Here is a 24,172-nt window from a genome sequence, read left to right as displayed (position 1 = left end):
AAGCGGATTCCCGATAATGGACCGGATTGTAGGCGTGGCAAGGTCGCCCGCGCCGCAGGACAAGGCCGCAAGAGCAACACCATGCAGACACGCACTGTTTTCTTCATTTCCGACGGCACCGGCATCACCGCCGAGACTTTCGGCAACGCCGTGCTCGCCCAGTTCGAGATGAAGCCGCGCCACGTGCGGCTGCCTTTCACCGACACGGTCGACAAGGCGCACCAGGCGGTGCGGCATATCAACCACACGGCCGAACTCGAGGGCGTGCGGCCCATCGTCTTCACCACGCTGGCCAACATGGACGTGCTGGAAGTGATCGAAACCGGCTGCAAGGGGATGCTGCTGGACATGTTCGGCACCTTCGTGCGGCCGCTGGAAATCGAGCTGGCGGTGAAGTCCAACCACCGCATCGGCCGCTTCAGCGACGTGAGCAAGAGCAAGGAATACAACGCCCGCATCGCCGCGATCGACTTCAGCCTGGCGCACGACGACGGCCAGAGCAACCGCGACCTGCAGGGCGCCGACGTCATCCTGGTGGGCGTGAGCCGCAGCGGCAAGACGCCCACGTCGCTCTACCTGGCGATGCAGCACGGCCTGAAAGCCGCCAACTACCCGCTGATTCCCGAAGACTTCGACCGTCGCCAGCTCCCTCCTGCTCTGATGCCGCACCGCAAGAAGATCTTCGGCCTGACGATCCAGCCCGAGCGGCTCAGCGAAATCCGCAACGAACGTCGCCCCGACTCGCGCTACGCGAGCCTGGACAACTGCCGCCACGAGGTGAGCGAGGCCGAGGCGATGATGCGGCGCGCCGGCATCCGCTGGCTCTCGACCACCACCAAGTCGATCGAGGAAATCGCGACGACGATCCTGCAGGAGTTGCGGCCGGAGCGGTTGACTTACTGAGCCGCTATGTTTTGGATAGCGATCTATCGAATACCGGTGCGGGCTACCCGAACAGATATTGCACCGTGCCGTCCGCGCTGGTGACCGGCTGGCAGGGCATGCCCCAGACCGATTCGATCAACGCGGGCTGAAGCACCTCGGCGGTCGGCCCCTGCCGCAAACCGTCTGCGGCGCCCAACACCACCACCTCGTCGGCATAGCGCCGCGCCAGGTTCAGGTCGTGCAGCACGGCCACCACACCCACGCCGCGAGCCGCCCAGGCACGCAAGAGGCGCATCGCCGAATGCTGGTGCGCCAGGTCTAGCGCTGCGGTGGGTTCGTCGAGCAGCAGCCAGCGGGTCGCGCCATCGGGACGCGGATGCCAGAGCTGCGCCAGCGCCCGCGCCAGGTGAACCCGGGCCTTCTCGCCGCCAGAGAGCGTGTTGAGGACGCGCGGCGCCAGCGCCGTGACATCGGTCAGCACCATCGCCTCGGCAATGATCCCGTCCTCATTGGTCTCGGGCGCGCGCCGGTGCGGGTAACGGCCCAGCGCGACGATGTCATGCGCGGTGAAGTCGAAGGCGACCGCGCTTTCCTGCGGCATCAGCGCGCGGCGCAGCGCCAGCGTCGGCATGCCGTGGTCCGCGAGCGGCCGACCGTCGAGCATCGCCCGACCCCGCGTCGGTTCGCGCTGACCGGACAACACCGAGAGCAACGTCGACTTGCCCGCGCCGTTGGGACCGAGGATCGCGGTCACGCGGCCCGGCGCCAGTTCGACGGAGGCATTCGCCAGCAGCATCTTCGCGCCGATGCGCACCTCGACGTCCGCGCACGACAGCGCGCCCTGCCCCGCCTTCATATCCCCCGCCGTCATATGCGTCCCCTGAAATGTCGCAGCATCAAGAGGAACATCGGCACCCCGATGAAGGCGGTGAGCACGCCAAGCGGCAACTCCGCAGGCGCCATCACTGTGCGCGCGACCGTGTCGGCCGCCAGCACCAGCGCAGCGCCCAGCAGCGCGGAGGCCGGCAGCACGATGCGGTGATCGGGGCCCGCCACCATGCGCACCCAGTGCGGCGCGATCAGCCCGATGAAGCCGATGATCCCGGTCGTGGCCGTCACCGCGCCGACGGCCACCGCGGTGATGACGATCGCGCGCCGTTTGGTGCGCTCGACGTCCACACCGAGCAGCGCCGCCTGCGCCTCCCCAAGTGCAATGGCGTTCAGCGGCGATGCGAGCGAGGCCGCCGCCCAGCATGAGAGAAACACCGCCGCGCATACCAGAATCACCGCGCTCCACCGCGCCCCGCCCAGGCTCCCCAGCAGCCAGAACTGCAGGCTGCGCAACTGTTCGTCGGTCGCCATCACGCTCAGCAACCCGAGCCCCGCGCCCGCCAACGCATTGATCGCAATGCCGGCGAGCAGCATCAGCGCCATCCGCGTGCCACCCTCGCTGCGCGAAAGCCCGTAGATCAACAGCGTCACGAGAAAACCGCCGCCGAAGGCCATGAGCACCAGCGTCCAGCTGCCGAGCGTGCGCGGCAGCACAGGCCACAGCCACGCGCCCAGCACGATGGTGATGCCGGCCGCCAGCGCCGCGCCGCTGCTGATGCCGATGAGCCCGGGGTCCGCCAGCGGATTGCGGAACAGCCCCTGCATCAGCGTGCCCGCCATGCCCAGCCCCGCGCCAGCTGCCACCCCGAGCACGAGGCGCGGCAGGCGAATGTTGAGGAAGACCAGGTGCTCGGGCGACCGGTCGACCCCGCCCTGTCCCAGCGAAGTCAGCACGTTCCAGAGCTGCGAAAGGCTGATGGCGTAGGCGCCCGAAACAGCGCCCACCGCAAAGGCTGCGACGAGCAGCGCCAAGCTGCCGCCCAGCACGGCACGCGCCCCGAAGCGTTGGCTCATTGCGTAGCCTTCGCGCTTCGCGCTGCGGTATTCGCCTTGAGAGTGGCCCGGCGGCTCATGCCAGTGCGGCATGGAACTTGCCGTGCAGCTCGCCGATGGCTGCTGGCAGGCGCGGCCCGAAGCCAAGCAGCAGCAAGGCGTCCTGCGTGATGAGCGCGCGCTTCCTGTAGGCCGGCGTGAGCGCCAGTTCGGGCCGCTCCCAGAACCTGTCGATGCCGCCGTGCGCCTCGATGCTCTGCGTGCTCGTGAGGATGATGTCGGGCGCGGCGCTGGCCATCGCCTCGGCGGTCATCGGCCGGTAGCCGTGGAAGCCGCCGAGCGCATTCACCCCGCCGGCAAAGCCGATCACCGAATGCGCCGCCGTCTTCTCGCCCGAGACCTGCGGGCTCGCGCTGTGCGAGAGCACGAACAGCACCTTGGGCTTGCGCCCCTTCGCTGCGCCCACGCGCTGCTGCACCTGCGCCCACTCGGCATCGAGCCGGACCTGCAGCTCGCGCGCCTGTGCTTCCTTGGCAGCAGCGCGGCCCACGGCCTGCACCTTGCGCTGCACTTCGGCCCAGGTGTGATCGGCCTCGATGATCTCGACCTTCACGCCGGCCGTGCGGATCTGGTCGAGCACCACGCTCGGACCCGATTCGTTGGTGGCGATGATCGCGTCGGGCTTCAGGGACAGGAGCCCTTCCGCCGACAGCTGGCGCATGTAACCGACCTTGGGCGTGCTGCGCGCGGCGGCGGGATAGAGGCTGGTGGTGTCGGTGCCCACCAGTTGGCCTTCGGCGCCGAGGATGTAGACCACTTCGGTGATCGCGCCGCTGACAGTCACCAGTCGCGGCAGGCGCCTGTCCTGCGCAAGCGTGGGCCAAGCAGTGGCGCCGAGTGCCGACGCGGAAAGAACGCGCAGCACATCGCGGCGACGCGTCGATGGAGGAAGAAGCAAGTCGTGTCGTTCGGTCATGGAGTCACAGCCAGCGAATGAGAGGCGAGAGGCGCGGATCAGTCGCGCCGGGGGATGTTGTGCGCGATGCGCCAGAGCACGCCGCTCGGATCGGTCAGCGTGAAATCGACCATGCCCCACGGCCGCTCGCCGGGCGGCGTGGTGCTGACGGCATAGCGTTCGGCAAGCCGCTGCGCCCGCACGTGTGCCCACCACGCATGCGCGTCGTCGACCAGCAGATGCATCATGAAATTCTCGGCATGGCTCTGCACATAGAACTGCTGCAGCAGGAAGCTGCTGTTGCCGTGCAGGAAGTAGGCGATGCCGTCTTCGTTCGAAGCCATCGTGAAACCCAGGTCCCGGTAGAAGGCGCACGACAGCGCGAAGTCCTTCGCCGGCACGAAGGCCTTGATCTCCACGACGTTCAGCGCGGTGCTCACAGCGCCTCCTCCCCGGAAGTGGCCACGCGCGAGAGCTTGCGCACGATCTGCCGCCATTCCCCGCGCTCGGGCACACCCGGCTTGCGTGCGCCGAAGAAGATCGCCATCAGCTCACCCTCGCCGTCGAAGGCTTCGACCGAAGTGACGACACCATCGCTGGTCGGCTTCTCGACGATCCAGACGCTCGCGATGCGGTCCTCGCGCAAGTGCAGGTTGAAGTCGGGGTCGAGCACGTTGAGCCAGAGCATCCCGCGAATCTCCATCGGCTCGACGCGCACGACGGGACCGGAGTGGATCTGGATGCAGCCCGGGCTGCCGACGAACACCATGATGGGCGTTCCGTCGAACGTGGCCTCCTGCAGCAGTTCGCGCACCGCCGACGTTTCCGCGCGCTGCGTGAACTCTCCCTCCGTGAGACGAAAGCTCTGCTGCCGCTCGACGCCGAACTTGTTCAGGAGGCCGAAGAACTCGTGCGTGTCCTGCATGCCGCGCCAGGCTTCGGAGAGTCCGCCTGCATCGATGGCGCTGTCGTCGCGCGGCGCGGCCTTGGGCTCGGCCGGCACGAACTGCACGGGCGCGTCGGGCGCGTCGGGTGCGGTGTAGGTGTCGATGACCGACTGAAAGGCTTCGCGGTCGGTGGCCTCGCGCACGAAGATCTTGTGGACCGCCACGCCGTTCGCATTGAAGAACTGCAGGCTCAGCGAAGGCGGCACGCCCGCATTGGCTGCTGCCTCGCTTACCGCGAACCCGGCATGCCAACGGCTGAAGAAAAGGCGCAGGTCGATGGCCTCGCCCAGCGCGAGCCCCATCGCCTCGCTGCCGGAGACCTTCTCGTAGACGCCGGTCTTCTCGTGCACCGTGGTCTCGTTGCGCGTGAGCGCGAGCACCGGGCCGCAAAGTTCCAGCGCCTGCAGCAACTCGACCCACGGGCCCTTCAGCAGCGTGGCGTGCAGGACCTTGTCGTGCGCGCCGATGTGTGCGGCGATGGCGGCGCCTTCGCTCAGCCCCATGGCCGCCGCGGCGTCCTTGTGGCGCATGCCGTTGGCACGCAGTTCCGCGAAATGGGACCGGATTTCTTCAACGTTCATCGGGTTTCCTTTGTTGTTTGCGATGGCGGTGGCTCGAATCAGAAGTCCGCCACGAGCGAGACATTGAAGGCGCGCCCCGGCTGGGTATAGGCATCGCGCAGGTTCGAGGTCGTCGTCAGCCCGCGCACGTCGCTCCACATCCAGAAGCGCTTGTCGGTGAGGTTGGTCACCGATGCGTTCAGGCGCAGGTCCTTCTTGATACGCCATTGCGCGCTGATGTCGAACGTGGTGGCTTGCGGCGTACGGAACTGCAGGCCAGTCGTCACCTCGCTGCGATCGACGTCGTTCCACTTCTTGGCGCCATGGTGAACCGCGTCGAGGCGAACGCTCCAGACGGGCGCCTGGTACTTGAGGCCGGCATTGAACTTCTGCGGATCGATGGAGTTGAGCGGCCGGTTGTTGGTGCGGTCGCGCCCGCGCGTCTGGCCATAGGCGAAGGGCACGGAGAAGCCGATGCCGTTCTCGGTGAAGTCGAGCTCGCCCTTGATCTCGAAGCCGCTGATGCGCGCGCGTCCGACATTGACCGACTGGTAGATCGACGGGTCGATGCGCGGGATGCCGCGCCCCCCGACAAGCTTGTCGTTCACGATGAGATTCTTGTAGTCGCCGGTGAACGCGGCCACGTCGAAGCTCAGGACGCCGGTGCGACCGCGTACGCCCAGCTCGATGTTCTGGCTCTTTTCGGGCTTGAGGTTCGGGTTGGGAATCGTCTTGTAGCCCGAGATCACGTTTTCGAAGAAGTTGTTGACCTGGAACGCGTTGGGCGCCTTGAAGCCGGAGGCGTAGTTGCCGTAGACACTGAACTGCGGCGTAGCGCGGAACAGCACCCCCAGCTTGGGCGACACTGCCGAACCTGAAAGCGACACCGCCTGCGCGCTGAAGCCCGCCTGCTTCGCATCGAGCGAGAAGCGATCAAAGCGGATGCCGGGCGTGATGCTCCAGCGGTCGTGGATGAACTCGTCCTGCACATAGAAGGCCGACGAGGTCTCGCGCGTGTCGGGGAAGCGCTTGAGCGGATAGCTCTCGCCCGCCGGCGGCACGAGGCCGGTCTGCAGGTTCTCGACGTTGGTGCGGGTGTAGTCCAGGCCGTAGGTGATCTTCTGCGCCCAATCGCCCATGCGGATGGTCTTGTCCGCCTGCAAGCCGAGTTGCCAGGTGTTCTCGTCGTAGGTGACGTCGCGCGTGCGGTCGGCGGCGGTGAAGCGGTCTTCGTAGATGTACTCGCGCGACTCGGCCTTCTGGTAGCTCACGACAGCCAGCAGGTTGTCGGCCACGACGGTGTTCAGGCGCAGGCGTCCTTCGTAGGTGAGGCGGTCGCGGTCGAGATCGGTTTTCGCGTTGAGGCCGACGACCGAGGTGGACGCATACGGCGGTTTGGCAACACCGGAGAGCAGGTTGTAGCGGCTGCTCTTCTCGACATGCTCGAAGGTGAACGAATGCCGCTGGTCGGCATTGGGCGTGAGGATCGCCTTGGCCAGCAGCGAGCGGGTGTTGTCGCGCTGCGGATTGGGCGTGGTGCGGTCGACGTTGGGCACATCGAGCCGGCCCATGTTCTCGAGCTCGCTCGCGCGGCCGAGGTTGGCGGAGATGAGCCACTCGAGCGCGTCGTTCGCCTTGCCCGCCAGCGTGACGCCGCCGCGCACGCCGTTGTCTTCGCCGCTGTAGCCGATGTTCGCGCTGCCGCCGAAGGTGCGGCCATCGCGCAGGAACGACGAAGGTTCGCGGGTGATGAAGTTGACAAGGCCCGCGAGGCCGTCCGAGCCATAGAGCGCCGACGCCGGGCCCTTGATGATCTCGATGCGCTCGACGAGGCCGATGTCGAAGTAGTCGCGGCCGAAGGCGTTGGCGCTGAAGACGTAGCTGCGCGGCGTGCGGATGCCGTCAGTCAGCAGCAGCACGCGGTTGCCGTCGAGGCCGCGGATGTTGAAGCCCGCGTTGCCATCGCGGCCGGTGTTGCCCTGCGCGAGCCCGAAGCGCGCGGGCGAGCGCTTGACCGAGACATTCGGCAGGTCGCGCACCGCATCGCGGATGTCGTGGATCTGCTTGGATTCGATATCGTCGCGGTTGATGACCTCGATGCTCAGCGGCAGGTCGTCCTTGGCCTGTTCCGAGCGCGATCCGCTCACGACCACTTCACCGAGCGCGGCAACTTGCTGGGACCACGCGGTGGTCGCGGCCATGCCGAAGCCCGAAGTGATCAGCAGCGGCAGGAGCGCGAGGCGATGGGGATACGTGCGAGGGGAATGAGTGGCCACGAAAAAGGTCCAGAAAACAGTTGGAGAACTGCTTGCTGGACCTTGATGCGCAGGGCAACTGCGCGCGTGACCTGGCTGGCAATGAGGGGCGAAAACGAGGTATTCGCCCGCGCTTTTTATTGTATGAGAATAATTCTCATCTGAACAACTTAAGACTTACTCACGCAGGGGCCGAAGTGCGGATCAGGTGGTCGAACGCGCCGAGCGCCGCCTTCGCGCCGTCGCCGGCCGCGATGATGATCTGCTTGAACGGCACGGTCGTCACGTCGCCTGCGGCAAACACGCCCGGCACCGAGGTCTGGCCGCGCGCATCGACAACGATCTCGCCGTGCTTCGTGAGCTCGACCACGCCCTTGAGCCAGTCGGTATTGGGCACGAGGCCGATCTGGATGAACACACCTTCGAGTTCGACCTTCTTCAGCTCGCCCGTCGCGCGGTCCTTGTAGACGAGGCCGTTGACCTTCTGGTCGCCGGTGATCTCGGTGGTCTGCGCGTTGGTGAACACGTCGACGTTCTTCAGGCTCTTGAGTTTGCGCTGCAGCACCGCGTCGGCACGCAATGCGGTGTCGAACTCGATCAGCGTGACGTGGCCCACGATGCCGGCCAGGTCGATCGCCGCTTCGACGCCCGAGTTGCCGCCGCCGATGACCGCGACGCGCTTGCCCTTGAAGAGCGGGCCGTCGCAGTGCGGGCAGTAGGCCACCCCCTTGTTCTTGAACTCGTGCTCGCCGGGCACGTTGATGTTGCGCCAGCGCGCACCGGTCGAGATGATGAGCGACTTGGCTTTGAGCGAGGCGCCACTTTCCAGTTGCACTTCGATCAGGTCGTTGCCGGGCACCAGGGCCTTGGCACGCTGCAGATTCATGATGTCGACGTCGTAGTCGCGCACATGCTCTTCGAGTGCATGGGCAAACTTCGGTCCTTCGGTTTCCTTGATCGAGATGAAGTTCTCGATGCCCAGCGTGTCGAGCACCTGGCCGCCGAAGCGCTCCGATGCCACGCCGGTGCGGATGCCCTTGCGCGCTGCATACACAGCGGCTGCCGCGCCTGCGGGGCCGCCGCCGACGATGAGCACGTCGAACGGGTCCTTGGCGGCGATCTTCGCGGCTTCGCGCTCGACGCCGCTGGTGTCGATCTTGGCGAGGATTTCTTCCAGGCTCATGCGCCCTTGGCCGAATTCGGTGCCGTTCAGGAAGACGGTCGGCACGGCCATGATCTGGCGTTCCTTCACTTCATCCTGGAAGGTGCCGCCTTCGATCATCGTGGTGCGGATGCGCGGGTTCTGGATCGCCATCAGGTTCAGCGCCTGAACGACATCGGGGCAGTTGTGGCAAGTGAGCGAGACGTAGATCTCGAACTCGAAATCGCCGTCGAGCGCCTTGATCTGGTCGAGCACCGCTTGCTCGACCTTGGGCGGGTAGCCGCCGATCTGCAGCAGCGCAAGGATCAGCGACGTGAATTCATGGCCCATCGGCAGGCCGGCGAAACGCGGGCCGTGGTTCTCGCTTGGGCGATTGACCGAGAACGAGGGCTTGCGGTGGTTGTCGTCGCGGCTTTCAGTCAGCTTGACCAGCGGCGAGGACTCGGCGACGTCCTTCAGCAGCGACAGCATCTCGCCCGAGGCCTTGCTGTCGTCGAGCGAAGCGACGATCTCGATCGGCTGCGTGGCGCGTTCGAGGTAACTCTTCAATTGGGCTTTGGTGCTGGCGTCGAGCATGACGGACTCACTTTCGATAACTGAAAACTATCAACTGGGAACAAAAAAGCCCGGGGCTTGTGAGCGCCCGGGCTTTCGCACGGGAGCGCTTAGATCTTGCCGACGAGGTCGAACGACGGAGCGATAGTCTTGTCGCCTTCGTTCCACTTGGCCGGGCACACTTCGTTCGGGTGAGCGGCGGTGTAGACCGCTGCCTTCAGCTTGCGCAGCGTTTCCTTCACGTCGCGGGCGATTTCGTTGGAGTGCACTTCGGCGGTCTTGATGATGCCGTCAGGGTTGATCACGAAGGTGCCGCGCAGTGCCAGGCCTTCTTCGGGGATGTGCACGCCGAAAGCGTTGGTCAGCGTGTGGGTCGGGTCGCCGACCAGGGGGAACTTGGCCTTGCCGACGGCCGGCGACGTGTCGTGCCAGACCTTGTGCGAGAAGTGCGTGTCGGTGGTCACGATGTAGACCTCGGCGCCCAGCTTCTGGAACTCGGGGTAGTTGTCGGCCGCGTCTTCGACTTCGGTCGGGCAGTTGAAGGTGAAGGCCGCCGGCATGAAGATCAGCACGGACCATTTGCCCTTGAGCGTCTCGTCGGACACATCGATGAACTTGCCGTTGAGGTAGGCCTGGGTCTTGAAGGGAAGGACTTGGGTGTTGATCAGGGACATGGGTGATTCCTTGGATGCTGCGGGTGGACAAAAAAAGTGCGAGCCATGAGTATAACTACCAATATCTAGTTTTCAATAGATATCAACTATTAAAAGTATTGGAGCTTGCTATGTTTGCGATGAGCCGAGTGCGGCTTTCGGCAAGCCTCAATACGAACGTGTATCACCATCACACGCATGCAGACCGGCGCAGCATGGGATTGCTTGCAAGCACGCATCCGCCCCTCTGACAATCACCGCTTTCAGAACAAGGAAAAATCATGAAGGGCGACCCCAAGGTCATCGAACATCTGCAGGCGCAGCTCAAGAACGAGCTCACCGCAATCAACCAGTATTTCCTGCACTACCGCATGCTCAAGCACTGGGGTCTGGACAAGCTGGCCAAGAAGGAATACGAGGAATCGATCGGCGAAATGAAGCACGCCGACAAGCTGATGGACCGCATCTTCATGCTCGACGGCCTGCCCAATCTGCAGGATCTCGGCAAGCTGAACATCGGTGAAGACGTGCCCGAACTGCTGCGCTGCGACCTGGGCGCCGAAACGGGCGCGCAAGCCACCATCAAGGACGGCATCCAGCATTGCGAATCGGTGCGCGACTATGTCTCGCGCGATCTGCTGCAGGAAATCCTGGACGACACGGAAGAGCACATCGACTTCCTCGAAACCCAGATCGACCTGATCGACCGCGTCGGCCTGCAGAACTACCTGCAATCGCAAATGGGCGAGCTCGAATAAGAGCGATCTTTCGACCTCATGCAACGGGACTTCGGTCCCGTTTTTTATTGCTTTACGTAACTTAACGACTGTCAAATAGCAGTCATTCTCATCTGCGCGGATAGAATCCGCGCCTTCGATGACTGCCGCCGCCCGCCCCGACAACCGCCGCCGTGCCTACTGGCTCAAGACCCTGCACGAATGGCACTGGGTGAGTTCGGCGATCTGCCTCATCGGCATGATCCTGTTCAGTGTCACGGGCTTCACCCTCAACCACGCAGCGCAGATCGAGGCCAAGCCGGCCATCACGAAGCTGAACGGCACGATCGACCAGCCTCTGCGCGCCCGCCTCGAACAGCAACTGCCCGCCGCCAAGGCACAAAAAGGCAAGGCGCCCCTGCCCGCCGAGTTGCAAGGCTGGGTCCAGAAGAACTGGGACGTCAGCACCGCCGGCCACGATGCCGAATGGTCCGATGACGAAATCTATCTCTCGCTCCCCCGCCCCGGCGGCGACGCCTGGCTGCGCCTGAGCCTGGCCGACGGCGAGATCGAATACGAGCGCACCGACCGCGGCTGGCTCTCCTACTTCAACGACCTGCACAAGGGCCGCAACACCGGCACCGCCTGGAGCTGGTTCATCGACATCTTCGCGGGCGCCGCGCTGGTCTTCTCGATCACCGGGCTGTTCATTCTCAAGATGCACGCGGGCAACCGGCCGTTCACCTGGCCGATGGTGGGCATGGGCCTGGTCGTGCCGGTGCTGCTCGCGCTGCTGTTCATTCATTGATCTTCGATTCAGGAAAAAGAGGTTTTCCCGTGCACGTTCGCTACTCACTCGCGCCGATCGCCATGTCGGCGTTGCTCGCAACCCCGGCCTTCGCAGCGAGCCTGGCCGTCAACATCGAGATTCCCAGGCTCAACGTTTCCGAGTACCACCGCCCCTATGTGGCAACCTGGATCGAGCGCGCGGACAACACGGTCGCCGGCACCCTCGCCGTCTGGTACGACGTGCGCACCAAGACGAACAACCCCGAAGGCGAAGGCACGAAGTGGCTCAAGGACATGCGCCAGTGGTGGCGCCGCGGCGGCCGCGAACTGGCGGTGCCGGTCGATGGCGTGACCGGCGCGACCAAGCCTGCAGGCAAGCATCAACTGAACTTCACCGAAGGCTCCGCACCGATGCCCAAGCTCGCACCCGGCGCCTACAAGCTGGTGGTCGAAGCGGCGCGTGAAGTCGGTGGCCGCGAGGTCGTGAGCATTCCGTTCCAGTGGCCGCCCACCGCGGCGGCACAACCGACCGCGGCGGGCAAGGAAGAGCTCGGCGAGATCAAGCTCGAACTCAAGCCCTGATCGACGACGAACCGCCCTTCTCCGCAAGCTTCATCCATCAAGGACCTCCCATGACCCTCTCCATCCTGCGCGCCACCGGCCTCGCCATCGCCCTGTCGGCCATTGCTTCCGCTTCCATGGCGCACAACGCCTGGCTGCTGCCCTCCTCCACCGTGTTTTCCAAGGCCGACACCGTGTCCGTCGATGCCGCCGTGTCGAACGACCTGTTCGTCGCGAACCACGCGCCGCTGCGGCTCGAAGGCCTGCAGATCACCGCACCCGATGGCAGCAACGTCAAACCCGAGAGCGAGGCCAAGCTCAAGCTGCGCAACGTGTTCGACGTGAACGTCGCGCAGCCAGGCACGTACCGCATCGCCGTGGTCAACGCAGGCGCCTTTGCAAGTTGGAAGGACAAGGCCACGGGGCAGAACAAGCGCGCACGCGGCACGGCCGAGACCATCGGAAAGGAAATTCCGGCCGATGCGCAGGACGTCGCCATCACGCAGTCGTCGGGCCGCATCGAGACCTTCGTGACGGTCGGCAAGCCCTCTGCGCTCAAGCCGATCGGCCAGGGGCTGGAACTGATCGTTGCCGGCAGCCCGACCGACCTGGTCAAGGGCGAAAAAGCCAGCTTCACGCTGAACCTCGACGGCCAGCCCGCGAAGGACCTCGAAGTGACGGTCACCGCCGGCAACACGCAGTACCGCGACAAGCTCGAAGAGATCAAGCTCAAGACCGACGACAAGGGCCAGTTCAGCGTGACATGGCCGACCGCCGGCATGTATTGGCTGGACGCCAGCACCAAGGACACCAAGACCACCGTGCCGCAAGCCAAGGAACGCCGCCTGACCTACGCGGCCACGCTTGAAGTGATGCCCTGATCCCTGAGACGGCGCGCTCCCTTGGGACTTTCATTCAGCACCTGGCGCGCAGGCGGTTACGCCAACGCGGCCGTCCCGCGTCGCGCCGACCCTGCCCGCCTGCAGCAATTGGGCGGGCAGACGATGGGCACGACCTGGTCGCTTCGCTTCGACAACCCGCGGATGCTTCCGCTGGAACAGGTGCGCGAAGCGGTCGATGCGGCGCTTGCGCGGGTCATAACGCAGATGAGCCACTGGGAGCCGACGTCGGACATCAGCCGCTTCAACATTGCGCCTGCGGGCTCGCGGCACGCGCTGCCCGAGGAATTCGCCGAGGTAATGCGCTGCGCGCTTCACTGGGCGCGCGTCAGCGGAGGCGCGATCGATCCGACTGTCGGTCCGCTGGTCGCTGGCTGGGGATTCGGCCCTGACGCGGAAGAGAACAGTTTTCCCACGCCCGAAGCCATCGCCGAACTGCGCACGCGCACGGGCTGGCAGCAGCTGGAATTCGACGAAGCGCGCGGCACCCTGCTGCAGCCGGGGAACATCACGCTCGATCTCTCGGGGATCGCCAAGGGTTTCGCGGTCGATCACGGCGTCGAGACATTGCGCGGGCTGGCCCTCACCGACCTGCTGTTCGAGATCGGCGGCGAACTGCGCGGCATCGGTCGCCGTCCGGATGGGCAGCCGTGGCGGGTGCTGATCGATGGCGAATCGCTCGCCGCGCAGCGCATTGCGCTGGCCGACATGGCCACCGCCACATCGGGCGACCGCTGGCATCGCCGCGAACACGAGGGACGCCGCTGGTCGCACACCATCGATCCGCGCAACGGCCAACCGGTCGGGCACGCACTGGCGAGCGTCACGGTGCTGCATGCGCAATGCATGCAGGCCGACGCGCTGGCCACCGTGCTGACCGTGCTGGGGCTGGACGACGGCCTCGCCTTCGCAGAGCGCCACGAGATCGCGGCCATGTTCATCGCCCACGACGACTTGGTTCCGCGAGCCACGCGCGCCTGGATCGCGCAGACCGGCGCATGACCGAGGCGATGTTGCGCACGCTGGGCGCGGGCGCCACAGCGACGGCCTATGCGGCGCTTTGCCTTGCCGTCTACGCGCGGCAACGACGGCAGCGCACCGCGGCAGTCCGCGAAGCGGCAGCGCTGTCGACCGACGGCGAAACGCCGCCGACCCTCGTGCTGTTCGCCAGCCAGACCGGCCAGGCGGAGACGATCGCCTGGCAGACGGCGCGGCGACTGCATGCGGCAGGCACACCGGTGCGCGTGATGGAGCTCAACGCACTGGATGCCGCCACGCTCGCCTCTGCAGACCGCGCGCTCTTCGTGGCAAGTACGTACGGCGAAGGCGATGCACCCGATGGCGCCAGCGTGTTCGCGGAGCGGGTGATGGATTCACCTGTCACCTTGTCTTCGCTTCGCTATGCCGTGCTGGCGCTCGGAGACCGCCAGTACAAGAACTTCTGCGGCTTCGGTCGCGCACTCGATGCGTGGCTGCATGCGGCCGGGGCCAGGCGCGATTTCGAATGCCTCGAGGTCGACAACAGCGACCCTGCCGCACTGGCCGACTGGCAAGCCCGGTGGGGCGACGTTGCCGCCGATCAGGAAGATCCCGCCGACGCATTCGCACCGTGGCGACTCACGACGCGCGAACTGCTGAACGCCGGCAGCGCCGGTGCGCCGGTCTTCCAACTGGGCCTGGTGCCGCAGTCGGGAGCGATGCCTCACTGGGCTTCAGGCGACCTGGTACAGATCGCCGTTGCGAGCGATCCGGCGCGGCCCCGCGATTATTCGATCGCGTCGCTGCCCGCCGATGGCGAACTGCAGTTATTGGTGCGCCAGGAACAGCATCCCGATGGCACGCTCGGCACCGCATCGGGCCTGCTCACCTCGACGCTCACGCTTGGAGATTCGGTGGCACTGCGCCTGCGGCCACATCGCACCTTCCGCCTCGACGGCAATGAAACGCGTCCGCTGATCCTCATCGGCAACGGCACCGGGCTGGCCGGCCTTCGCGCTCATCTGCGCGCCCGTGCGGCAGCAGGCCGCAACGACAACTGGCTGGTGTTCGGCGAACGGCGGGCTGCTCATGACTTCCTCTGCCGCGAGGAAATCGAGGCTTGGCAGTCTTCCGGTGTGCTGCAGCGGCTCGACATGGTGTTCTCGCGCGATCAACCCGAACGCCTCTACGTGCAGCACCGGCTGCTGCAATCGGCCGACCAACTGCGTACATGGCTGGACAACGATGCGGCCGTTTACGTTTGCGGGAGCCTGCAGGGCATGGCATCGGGCGTGGATGCCGCCTTGAAGCAGATCGCCGGCCCTGCACGCTGGGCGGAGTTGTCGGTCGCCGGACGATATCGCCGCGACGTCTATTGACCTTCGAGCGGACTCGCAGGCGGGTCAGTTGCTTACTGACAACAGTGCGGCAAAACTTATGGCTTAAGTTTGCAAATGCCCCTCAAAGGCTAATGAGAAACACTATTATTCGCATCGCTTTGCGCTCCAGCGCAAATTGACTCACCCAGCCAGTCCAGCGGTTTTCTCATTCTGAAAGCGTGCGTGCGGACATCGCCAGTCGAGTCCTTCAGTTCGCCGCCCCTTTTTCGGAGAAAACTACATGGCCTACATCAAGAGCCGCAAACACGCCGTCGCGCGTGCCGTTCCCAGCCTCTCCGGCGCTGCCGCCGCAACGCTGATGGCCATTGCGGCCCCCGCCGCCTTTGCACAGGCAAACAGCGCACTGCCCGAAGTTCGCGTGCAGGACTCCGCGGGCGTCGACTACAAGACCGACACCTCGGCCAACCCCAAGTTCACGGCACCGCTGTTGAACACGCCGCAAACCGTGCAGGTCATCAAGGAACAGGTCATCCGCGAACAAGGCGCGACGACACTGACCGAGGCGCTGCGCAACACGCCCGGCGTGGGCACTTTCTTCCTCGGGGAGAACGGCAACACGAACACCGGCGACGCGGTCTTCATGCGCGGCTTCGACAGTTCGAGCAGCATCTTCGTGGACGGCATCCGCGACCTCGGCTCGGTCTCGCGCGACGTGTTCAACATCGAGCAGGTCGAAGTCGTGAAAGGTCCGTCGGGTACCGACGTCGGCCGCACCTCGCCTACCGGCTACATCAACCTCGTGACCAAGAAGCCGAAGCTCGAAGACAGCTTCCTCGGCTCGATCGGCTTCGGCAGCGCCGACTACAAGCGCGGCAGCATCGACTGGAACAAGTCGCTCAGCAGCGCCAACGGCATCGGCGCGGCATTCCGCCTGAACGCGGTGACGGAAGACTCGGGCGTTGCAGGCCGCGACTTTGTCAAGAACAAGCACACGGCCATTGCACCGTCGATCGCACTCGGCCTGAACTCGCCCACGCGCTTCTATTTCGACTACCTGCACGTCGACCAGAACAACGTCCCCGACGGCGGCGTGCCGACCATTGGCCTGCCCAGCTACTCGAACCCCGATCCGACGGCGCTCGGCGCACGTCGCCGCAGCTTCCTGAACTACGCTGCACCGGTCGATTCGAAGAACTTCTACGGCACGTCGTACGACTTCAACAAGGTCACGGCGGACATGTTCACCGCACGCGTCGAGCACGACTTCACGCCCGATGTCACGCTGCGCAACACCACGCGCTACGGCAAGACGAAGCAGGACTACATGCTGACGTCGTTCATGCTGGGCGGCCTGGGAACCAACGGCAACCCGCCTCCCTCCGCCAATACGGCATTCCTCAGCACGCCGATCCCGGGCCTTCCCTCCAGTTGGGCAGTCACGCGCAACTCGCCAACCAGCAAGAACCAGGAAAACACGATTTTCGTCAACCAGACGAACGTGACCGCCAAGTTCGACACCGGAAGCGTGAGCCACTCGCTGAGCGCAGGCGTGGAGCTGATCCGCGAAGAACAGTCGAACCTGGGCTACTTCGCTCCAGGCGCGCTGTTCAACGGCAAAGCGATCCAGAACGGCGCCTGGCCGGCTGCGAACCTCTACGCACCGAACCCCTATGTCAACGGCTACAGCCGCATCCAGAGCGGCGCCGACAGCAAGGGCGTGACCAACACCGTCGGCCTGTATGCCTTCGACACGGTGAAGCTCAACGAGCAGTGGCAGATCACGGGGGGCCTGCGCTTCGACCACTACAACACGTCGTTCCAGGGCTCGACGCTGTCGACCGCAACGACCAACCCGGGCCTGCCGGTCGGCACGCTCGTGCCCTCGTCGCTCAAGCTCTCGGACAACCTGTTCACCGGCAAGATCGGCGTGGTCTACAAGCCCGTGAAGAACGGCAGCATCTACGCGGCCTACGGCACGTCGGCCCAGCCTCCGGGCGGCGCGAACTTCTCGCTGTCGGCCGCCGGCTCGGGCAACAGCGCTGCGCGCACCGACTTCCTGCCGCAGAAGGCCAAGACCTTCGAAATCGGCACGAAGTGGGACGTGATGAACGACAAGCTGTCGCTGACCGGCGCGCTCTATCGCACCGACGTGACCAATGAAGTGGTGCAAGACCCGACCAACCCCTCGGTCTACTACCAGAGCGGCAAGAAGCGCGTTCAGGGCATCGAACTGGGCCTGGCGGGCAGCATCACCGAACGCTGGGGCGTGACGGCCGGGTTCACGACGATGGACACCAAGGTCCAGAGCGGTCCCAACGTCACTGCCGACGGCACCAACGTGCTGGTCTACACGCCGAAGAACGCCTTCACCGCCTGGACCACCTACCAGTTCCCGTTCGGCCTGACCATCGGCGGCGGCGCGCGCTACAACGGCAAACTGCACCGCGGCACCGACGGCGCGGTGGGTACGCCGGCCTATATCGACGCGTACTGGGTATTCGACGCCATGGCGTCCTACCGCATCAACAAGAACGTCGATATCCAGCTGAACATCTCCAACCTGTTCGACAAGGAGTACGCGGCGGCCATCAACAAGAGCGGCTACCGCTACACGCCGGGCACGCCCCGCTCGGCAAAGATCACCGCGAACTTCGCGTTCTGATCCTTGTTGCCTGCCGGGTCCGCCCGGCGCGGTGCGAAACTCGAGCCCCGGCCCCGTGCCGGGGCTTTTCTCTTTGCGGAGTGCCTGAAAAATGATGCTGCACGTGCCCGACGTCTTGAGTCCCGCCCAGGTGCGCGACATGCGCGCCGCGCTGGATGCGACGAAATGGATCGATGGCCGCGAGACGGTTGGCGCGCAAGGCGCGCAGGTCAAGCGCAACCGGCAGTTGCCAGAGTCATCGGCTGTCGGGCGCGAACTCGGGGCCACGGTGCTTGCTGCGCTGGCGCGTCATTCGCTTTTCTTTTCGGCCGCCCTGCCCTCGCGGTTTGTTCCGCCGCTCTTCAATCGCTATGAAGGGGGCGAGCACTACGGCGTCCACATCGACGGCGCGGTGCGCGCGCTGCCCGGAGGTGGCCAGCAACTGCGCACCGACCTGTCCTGCACGCTGTTCCTGTGCGATCCGGAAGATTACGACGGCGGCGAGCTCGAGGTGATCGACACCTATGGCTCGCACGAAGTGAAGCTGCCGGCCGGCGACCTCATTCTTTATCCGGCAAGCAGCCTGCACCGCGTTCACCCCGTGACGCGCGGGGCGCGGGTTTGCTCGTTCTTCTGGCTCCAGAGCATGGTGCGCAACGACCAGCAGCGCAGCATGCTGTTCGAGCTCGACCAGAACATCCAGAAATTGCGCGCCCGGCTGGGCGAATGCGAAGAGACGGTGGCGCTGACGGGCCACTACCACAACCTATTGCGGCTCTGGTCGGAGGTATAGCGGGCGCCGGAGAGTCGTCGATAAGCCCAGTAACACCATAGTTATTGCAAATGCGATGGATTCTTATTTATAATCGGGCAACCAACAGCCAGCCAACTGCCCGCTTCACAGCCATGATCGTTTGCGTCTGCCATCGAGTTTCTGACCGTGAAATCGCACGCCATGTGCGAGCCGGCATGACTTTTGACGAAGTGCAATTCGAACTGGGCGTGGCCACACAATGTGGCCAATGTGAAGGATGTGCGCGCGATATCGTCGCGCAATGCAGCGCTTCGCATCCGACCGCCGCGTTGAATCGCGAATCGGGTCCGAGGGCGATCCAGCTTGCCAACTCCATTACGGAAAGCAAGGCATGGAACTCGTCTCGGCACTCGGCGGCAGCCTGATCCTGGTCGCAGGCTCGGTCTGGTGGATTTTTCGCAAGTAACGTCGTAGCGGTTTTGCTGCAATCGGGGCACGTTTAGGCGTGCCCGCATTCGAATGGTTGATCGTGACTGACCGCTTTGCCCCTCCCCCCTCGGTTTTTGGCCTCTCGCGCAATGTCGTCATTGCGAGCGGTGTCATCGTGTTTCATGCGGCTGCGCTCTGGGCGCTGCAAAGCGGGTTGCTGCGGCGCGCTGCCGAAGTGGTGATTCCGGTCGAAATAATGAGCCAGTTCATCGAAGCGCCGAAGCCCAAGGTAGACCCTCCGCCACCCCCGCCACCTCCTCCGAAAGTGGCCAAGGCGCCGCCTCCACCGCGGCCGCAAGCCATCCGCGAACCCAAGCCCACGCCAGCCCCGCAGGCACCCGTGGGCACCACGGAACCGCCTCCTCCGCCAGCACCCCCGGCTGCGCCCATACCGCCGGCTCCGCCCGCACTGCCGCCGGCACCTCCGGCCCCGCCCGCGGTGCAACTGCCCTCGAGCAACGCCGACTACCTGCAGAACCCCAAGGCCGTCTACCCCGCCATGAGCAAACGGCTCGGCGAGCAGGGCAAGGTGATCGTCAAGGTGCTCGTCGGCGTCGACGGGCTGCCCAAGAGCGCCGAGGTCAAGAAATCCAGCGGTTTCGAACGCCTCGACGAGGCCGCCATCGAATACATCATGAAATGCCGGTTCGTGCCCGGCAAGGTCAACGGCGTGGTTCAGGCCATGTCCTATGACGCCCCCGTCAACTACGTCTTGAACTAATTTTTCTCTGGAGCAACTTCGTATGGAATCCCATTTCGGCTTGATGAACGTCTGGAATCAGGGCGACTTCGTCACCAAGGCCGTCGCGGTGCTGTTGATCGGCATGTCGCTTGCATCGTGGATCGTGATCATCGTCAAGGCACTCGACGTCATCAAGTACAAGCGCCTTGCCAAGAACTCGCAGGACTTCTGGCACAGCGAAGACTTCGCCACCGCGCTGAACAAGCTCGGCAAGGACGACAGCAACCCCTTCCGCGCACTGGCGCTCGAAGGCCGCGAGGCGGCAGCTCACCACCGCAACACCAAGGCCCACCTGCACGATGCACTCGACGTGAGCGACTGGATCACGCGAGCCCTCCGCAACGGCATCGACGCATTCACCGCACGCCTTCAAACCGGCCTGGCCATCCTGGCATCGGTGGGTTCCACGGCGCCGTTCATCGGACTCTTCGGCACGGTCTGGGGCATCTACCACGCACTGATGAGCATCGGCTCGGCCGGCCAGGCCACCATCGACAAGGTGGCGGGTCCGATCGGCGAGGCGCTGATCATGACGGCGCTCGGCCTGGCAGTGGCGATCCCCGCGGTGCTCGGCTACAACGCGCTGGTTCGCGGCAACAAGTTCGTGCTGACCAAGCTCAACAGCTTCGCCCACGATCTGCACGCCTACTTCGTGACCGGCGCCCGCGTGCAAAGCGGTAGCGGCGACGCGATCGTGGTTCCGCTCAAGAAGGGCTGAACGCCATGGCTTTCGGAACACAAGACGAACCCGATGAGGTGATGAACGAGATCAACATGACGCCGCTGGTCGACGTCATGCTGGTGCTCCTGATCATCTTCATCATCACCGTGCCGGTGATGAAGCACGCGGTCAACATCGACCTGCCGCGCGCCAGCAGCGAGCCCGAGCAGCCCAAGCCGCAGAACATCCTGTTCAGCGTCACGGCAGACGGCAGCTACTACTGGAACGAGCAGAAGATCGACGACAGCGAACTGCCAAACCGCCTCGCCGCCGAAGCCGCCAAGGAGCCGCAGCCCGAACTGCACATCCGCGGCGACAAGGCCGTGCGCTACGAGCGTGTTGCCAAGGCCATGTCGGAAGCGCGGGAAGCCGGCGTGCGCAAGATCGGTTTCATCACCGAACCCGACGCGAAGTGAACTGAATTCGAAGCGTGTGAAAAAAATCAATCTTCGCGATTGACTTCTTGTTGAGAATCATTATCATTCACTCATCGCTTCGATAAGGGAACTCCAAATGCCAGCCACACCGAATGCCTTCACTGTTCTGAACCATCCTTCGCTCGACCAATCGGGTGGCGGCCATGCGTCGATCCAGGCATCGCGTCCGGTGCCAATGGTCGAAAGCACAGAGCTTCTCAAAGGAAGCAAGACCGTGGGCATCATGCACAACGGTTCGCTCTACCGGCTCCAGGCCACCAAACTCGGCAAGCTGATCCTGACCAAGTAAGTCGCTCAGCCCGCCCTTCGCGCAAGTTTCATCGTGGGGCGACTCAAGGAGATTTATCTCCGAAGGGTCGTTTTTTGCTAGCCAACGGTTCGCCGACTAGCCAAGCTTTTTTTCACGCTGAACGCTCCAAAGAAAACGCCGACCTCGAAGTCGGCGTTTTGCTTTGTGCGGAGAGAAAAGACTCAGAGGCCGATCGCGGCAATGCCCGCCTTGGCAATCTGCGCGTCTTCGTTCGACTTCACGCCGCTCACGCCGACTGCGCCGATGACCTGACCGTCTTTCACGATCGGCACGCCACCTTCAAGCAGGCCCTGGACAGCAGGCGCCGTCAAAAACGCTGTGCGGCCGCCGTTGATGATGTCTTCATAGACCTTGCTCTCGCGCCGGCCCATGGCAGCCGTATGCGCCTTGGCGGGGGCAATGTGCGACGACAGCGCCGCGGCACCGTCCAGGCGCTGCAGCCAGAGCAGATTGCCGGCATCGTCCGAGATGGCGATGGTCACGGCCCAGTTGTTCTTCAGGGCTTCGGCTTCGGCCGCCGCGGCGATGGCCTTGACGTCAGCGAGTTCGAGGAATGATTTGGTCTTCATGTTGAGCTCAGGTTGCGTAAAAACCCGACAGCATAACGGCCGCCCACCTCGAAGCCGCCAGGACGCTTAAGAACAACCTGGATACGGTCTTTCAGTCGCCCTCCTCTTGCAGACACCTAGAATGCGCCCAACTGCGCAGCAGCAACCACAGGAGCTTCGGCCATGAGCGACCGCGTCACCACCCTCGACACTTCCACAGGCTACGGCCAGACGTTGCCGCAGGCGGAGCGCCAACGCGTCCTGCGCAATACCTATTGGCTATTGGCATTGAGCCTGCTGCCCACCGTGCTGGGCGCCTGGCTCGGCGTGAGCACCGGCCTCACGCGCTCGCTCACCGGCGGACTCGGCCTGATCGTATTCATGGGCGGCGCCTTCGGTTTCATGTTTGCCATCGAGAAGACAAAGAACTCGGCAGCCGGCGTGCCGGTGCTTTTGGCCTTCACCTTCTTCATGGGCCTGATGCTGTCGCGCCTGATCGCGATGGTGCTCGGCTTCAAGAACGGCTCCGAACTCGTCATGACAGCCTTCGGCGGCACGGCGGGCGTGTTCTTTGTTATGGCCTCGCTGGCCACGGTCATCAAGCGCGACCTGTCGGGCATGGGCAAGTTCCTGTTCGTCGGCGCGATGGTGCTGATGTTCGGCGCGATCATCAACGTGTTCGTCGGCTCGACCACCGGCATGCTCGTCATCTCGGTGGCCGCCATCGGCATCTTCTCGGCCTACATGCTCTATGACCTGAAGCAGATCATGGACGGCGGCGAAACCAACTACATCACCGCCACGCTGGCCCTGTACCTGGACCTGTTCAATGTGTTCCAGAGCCTGCTGGCCCTGCTGGGCATCTTCGGCGGCGAACGCGACTGAGCGAGCGAAAACCGCGCTCAAGAACAAAGGGCCCTTTCGGGCCCTTTTTCATTCCAGGTCGAAGACCGCAATCGACTCGACGTGCGCCGTGTGCGGGAACATGTTGACCACCCCCGCGAAGGTGCATCGATATCCTGCCTGATGCACCAGCAACCCGGCATCGCGCGCAAGCGTCGACGGGTTGCAACTCACGTACACGATGCGCTTGGGCGGCGTCCATCCATCGGTGCGCAGCTCGGGCTGCTGATGCAGATCGGCCATCGCCTTGGCGAGCGCGAAAGCGCCTTCGCGCGGCGGATCGACCAGCCACTTGTCGGCACTGCCATCGGCCACCAGCATGGCCGGCGTCATCTCGAACAGGTTGCGCGCGACGAACGTGGTCGGCGAAAGCGCCCGCCGAGCGCTCGTTGCGGGCTCGTTCTTCTTGAGGTTGTCGGTCGCGCGCGCCACGAGCGTGTCGCTGCCTTCGATGCCCAGCACCTCGCGCGCCCGGCTCGCCAGCGGCAGGGTGAAATTGCCGAGACCACAGAACCAGTCGATGACGCGTTCGTCGGACTGCACATCGAGCAGGCGAAGCGCCTTGCCCACCAGCGCGCGATTGATATGCGGATTGACCTGCGTGAAATCGGTGGGCTTGAACGGCATCGTGACGCCGAATTCGGGCAGGCGGTAAGCCAGCGGCGTGCCGCCCTCTTCCAGCAGCTTCACCGTTTCCGGCCCCTTGGCCTGCAACCACCACTGGACACCCTCGTTCTGGGCGGCAAATGCCTTCAGCCGGTCGATGTCGGCACGCGACAGGGGCTCCAGATGCCGCAGCACCAGCGCGATCGTCCCAAGTGCGGTGGAGTCCGGCGCATCGCCGCAGGCCAGTTCGATCTGCGGACAGGTCTCGCGCGCGTCCATCGAGCCGATCAGCGCGCGCAAGGGCATCAGCATCTCGCTGACCTGCTTGGGCAGCACCGGGCATACCTGCATGTCGGCGAGGTAGCGGCTCTTGCGCTCATGAAAGCCGATCAGCACCGTGCCCTTCTTGACCACGTGGCGCACCGACAGCCGCGCGCGGTAGCGGTAATGCCATGCCGGGCCCTCGAGCGGGCGCAGCACGTTTTCGGGGCGCACCTTGCCCAGGTGCCAGAGGTTGTCTTCCAGCGCGCGCTGCTTCACGGCCACCTGTGCCGCTGCATCCAGGTGCTGCATCTTGCAGCCGCCGCAGGCACCGGTGTGCAGGCCGAAATGCGGGCAGCCCGGGCGCACCCGCTGCGACGATTCGCGCCGGATGTGGGTGACCGTGCCTTGTTCCCAGTTGTTCTTCCGGCGATGGACGTTGAACTGCACTTCCTCGAAAGGCAATGCACCTTCGATGAAAACGACCATGCCGTCGGCCTTGTGGGAAACGCCCTGCGCGTCGAGGTCGAGCGACTCGACTTTCAGCCATTCTTCGCCGGGATTCGTGGGGACTTTCTTTTCTTCGATGGGTTCCGTCATCCCCCGATTGTCTCAGCGCGG

At 64.5% G+C, this 24,172-nt stretch carries 25 protein-coding genes; 15 read left to right on the top strand and 10 right to left on the bottom strand.

What is annotated here, in order from left to right:
* Positions 1-81: 81 nt before the first annotated feature.
* Positions 82-903 (top strand): pyruvate, water dikinase regulatory protein, encoded by an 822-nt coding sequence (locus VARPA_RS10415; protein ID WP_013540521.1) that lies wholly within the window; start codon positions 82-84, stop codon positions 901-903.
* Between the two features lie 43 nt (positions 904-946).
* Here the strand turns inward: VARPA_RS10415 and VARPA_RS10410 are convergent, their stop codons facing one another.
* From VARPA_RS10410 to ahpC, 8 genes are all read right to left on the bottom strand, one after another.
* Positions 947-1,756, bottom strand: coding sequence for a heme ABC transporter ATP-binding protein (locus VARPA_RS10410; protein WP_013540520.1), 810 nt, complete (start codon positions 1,754-1,756; stop codon positions 947-949).
* A complete protein-coding gene (locus tag VARPA_RS10405) occupies positions 1,753-2,790 on the bottom strand; it encodes a FecCD family ABC transporter permease (RefSeq protein WP_041943494.1) in 1,038 nt (345 codons plus the stop codon). Before VARPA_RS10405 ends, VARPA_RS10410 begins: the two co-directional genes overlap by 4 nt.
* Positions 2,791-2,845: 55 nt before the next feature.
* The gene (locus VARPA_RS10400; protein WP_013540518.1) at positions 2,846-3,745 is read right to left on the bottom strand and encodes a heme/hemin ABC transporter substrate-binding protein; all 900 of its coding nucleotides are present in this window, start codon (positions 3,743-3,745) and stop codon (positions 2,846-2,848) included.
* 38 nt (positions 3,746-3,783) lie between these two features.
* Entirely contained in the window at positions 3,784-4,164 is a 381-nt protein-coding gene (locus tag VARPA_RS10395) for a VOC family protein (RefSeq protein WP_013540517.1), read from the bottom strand.
* On the bottom strand, positions 4,161-5,252 hold the full coding sequence (locus VARPA_RS10390; RefSeq protein ID WP_013540516.1) for a hemin-degrading factor: 1,092 nt from the start codon (positions 5,250-5,252) through the stop codon (positions 4,161-4,163). The genes VARPA_RS10395 and VARPA_RS10390 overlap by 4 nt, the downstream gene beginning before the upstream one ends.
* A 38-nt stretch (positions 5,253-5,290) precedes the next feature.
* Entirely contained in the window at positions 5,291-7,507 is a 2,217-nt protein-coding gene (locus tag VARPA_RS10385; RefSeq protein ID WP_013540515.1) for a TonB-dependent hemoglobin/transferrin/lactoferrin family receptor, read from the bottom strand.
* A 160-nt stretch (positions 7,508-7,667) separates the two neighbouring features.
* Positions 7,668-9,224, bottom strand: a complete 1,557-nt coding sequence (ahpF, locus tag VARPA_RS10380; protein ID WP_013540514.1) for an alkyl hydroperoxide reductase subunit F — start codon at positions 9,222-9,224, stop codon at positions 7,668-7,670.
* An 89-nt stretch (positions 9,225-9,313) separates the two neighbouring features.
* Positions 9,314-9,877: an alkyl hydroperoxide reductase subunit C gene (gene ahpC, locus VARPA_RS10375; RefSeq protein ID WP_013540513.1), complete on the bottom strand. Its 564-nt coding sequence runs from the start codon at positions 9,875-9,877 to the stop codon at positions 9,314-9,316.
* Between the two features lie 260 nt (positions 9,878-10,137).
* Here ahpC and bfr point away from each other — a divergent pair, with 260 nt between their 5' ends.
* From bfr to hemP, 13 genes are all read left to right on the top strand, one after another.
* On the top strand, positions 10,138-10,614 hold the full coding sequence (gene bfr / locus VARPA_RS10370) for a bacterioferritin (RefSeq protein WP_013540512.1): 477 nt from the start codon (positions 10,138-10,140) through the stop codon (positions 10,612-10,614).
* Positions 10,615-10,732: 118 nt separating this feature from the next.
* Positions 10,733-11,380, top strand: a complete 648-nt coding sequence (locus VARPA_RS10365) for a PepSY-associated TM helix domain-containing protein (protein WP_013540511.1) — start codon at positions 10,733-10,735, stop codon at positions 11,378-11,380.
* A gap of 62 nt (positions 11,381-11,442) precedes the next feature.
* The gene (locus VARPA_RS10360; protein WP_200861474.1) at positions 11,443-11,943 is read left to right on the top strand and encodes a DUF2271 domain-containing protein; all 501 of its coding nucleotides are present in this window, start codon (positions 11,443-11,445) and stop codon (positions 11,941-11,943) included.
* A 50-nt stretch (positions 11,944-11,993) separates the two neighbouring features.
* On the top strand, positions 11,994-12,803 hold the full coding sequence (locus VARPA_RS10355; RefSeq protein WP_013540509.1) for a DUF4198 domain-containing protein: 810 nt from the start codon (positions 11,994-11,996) through the stop codon (positions 12,801-12,803).
* Positions 12,804-12,824: 21 nt separating this feature from the next.
* Complete coding sequence (locus VARPA_RS10350) at positions 12,825-13,823, top strand: FAD:protein FMN transferase (RefSeq protein WP_013540508.1); 999 nt, start codon at positions 12,825-12,827, stop codon at positions 13,821-13,823.
* Complete coding sequence (locus VARPA_RS10345) at positions 13,820-15,178, top strand: sulfite reductase subunit alpha (protein WP_013540507.1); 1,359 nt, start codon at positions 13,820-13,822, stop codon at positions 15,176-15,178. The genes VARPA_RS10350 and VARPA_RS10345 overlap by 4 nt, the downstream gene beginning before the upstream one ends.
* 241 nt (positions 15,179-15,419) lie before the next feature.
* Positions 15,420-17,801, top strand: coding sequence for a catecholate siderophore receptor Fiu (locus tag VARPA_RS10340; protein WP_013540506.1), 2,382 nt, complete (start codon positions 15,420-15,422; stop codon positions 17,799-17,801).
* 91 nt (positions 17,802-17,892) lie between these two features.
* Positions 17,893-18,573 (top strand): Fe2+-dependent dioxygenase, encoded by a 681-nt coding sequence (locus VARPA_RS10335; protein WP_013540505.1) that lies wholly within the window; start codon positions 17,893-17,895, stop codon positions 18,571-18,573.
* Positions 18,574-18,686: 113 nt separating this feature from the next.
* Positions 18,687-18,959, top strand: a complete 273-nt coding sequence (locus VARPA_RS30550; RefSeq protein ID WP_013540504.1) for a (2Fe-2S)-binding protein — start codon at positions 18,687-18,689, stop codon at positions 18,957-18,959.
* A 101-nt stretch (positions 18,960-19,060) separates the two neighbouring features.
* Complete coding sequence (locus VARPA_RS10330; protein ID WP_041943490.1) at positions 19,061-19,744, top strand: energy transducer TonB; 684 nt, start codon at positions 19,061-19,063, stop codon at positions 19,742-19,744.
* A 22-nt stretch (positions 19,745-19,766) separates the two neighbouring features.
* Positions 19,767-20,483, top strand: coding sequence for a MotA/TolQ/ExbB proton channel family protein (locus VARPA_RS10325; RefSeq protein ID WP_013540502.1), 717 nt, complete (start codon positions 19,767-19,769; stop codon positions 20,481-20,483).
* Between the two features lie 5 nt (positions 20,484-20,488).
* Positions 20,489-20,902: an ExbD/TolR family protein gene (locus VARPA_RS10320; protein WP_013540501.1), complete on the top strand. Its 414-nt coding sequence runs from the start codon at positions 20,489-20,491 to the stop codon at positions 20,900-20,902.
* A gap of 97 nt (positions 20,903-20,999) precedes the next feature.
* Positions 21,000-21,212, top strand: coding sequence for a hemin uptake protein HemP (gene hemP, locus VARPA_RS10315; RefSeq protein WP_013540500.1), 213 nt, complete (start codon positions 21,000-21,002; stop codon positions 21,210-21,212).
* Between the two features lie 182 nt (positions 21,213-21,394).
* On the opposite strand, the gene VARPA_RS10310 is transcribed toward hemP, so the two are convergent.
* Positions 21,395-21,802 carry a GlcG/HbpS family heme-binding protein gene (locus tag VARPA_RS10310; protein WP_013540499.1) on the bottom strand — a complete coding sequence of 136 codons (408 nt, stop codon included), beginning with the start codon at positions 21,800-21,802 and terminating at the stop codon, positions 21,395-21,397.
* Positions 21,803-21,964: 162 nt separating this feature from the next.
* Between VARPA_RS10310 and VARPA_RS10305 the strand changes: the two genes are divergently transcribed.
* Positions 21,965-22,666: a Bax inhibitor-1/YccA family protein gene (locus VARPA_RS10305; protein ID WP_013540498.1), complete on the top strand. Its 702-nt coding sequence runs from the start codon at positions 21,965-21,967 to the stop codon at positions 22,664-22,666.
* Positions 22,667-22,714: 48 nt separating this feature from the next.
* On the opposite strand, the gene rlmD is transcribed toward VARPA_RS10305, so the two are convergent.
* A complete protein-coding gene (gene rlmD / locus VARPA_RS10300; RefSeq protein ID WP_013540497.1) occupies positions 22,715-24,151 on the bottom strand; it encodes a 23S rRNA (uracil(1939)-C(5))-methyltransferase RlmD in 1,437 nt (478 codons plus the stop codon).
* Positions 24,152-24,172 lie beyond the last annotated feature (21 nt).

Source organism: Variovorax paradoxus EPS (genome assembly GCF_000184745.1).
In the GTDB taxonomy this organism is placed as follows: Bacteria; Pseudomonadota; Gammaproteobacteria; order Burkholderiales; family Burkholderiaceae_C; genus Variovorax; species Variovorax paradoxus_C.
The sequence above is the reverse complement of the archived record's forward strand: the minus strand, read 5'-3'. Positions and strand labels throughout refer to the sequence as shown.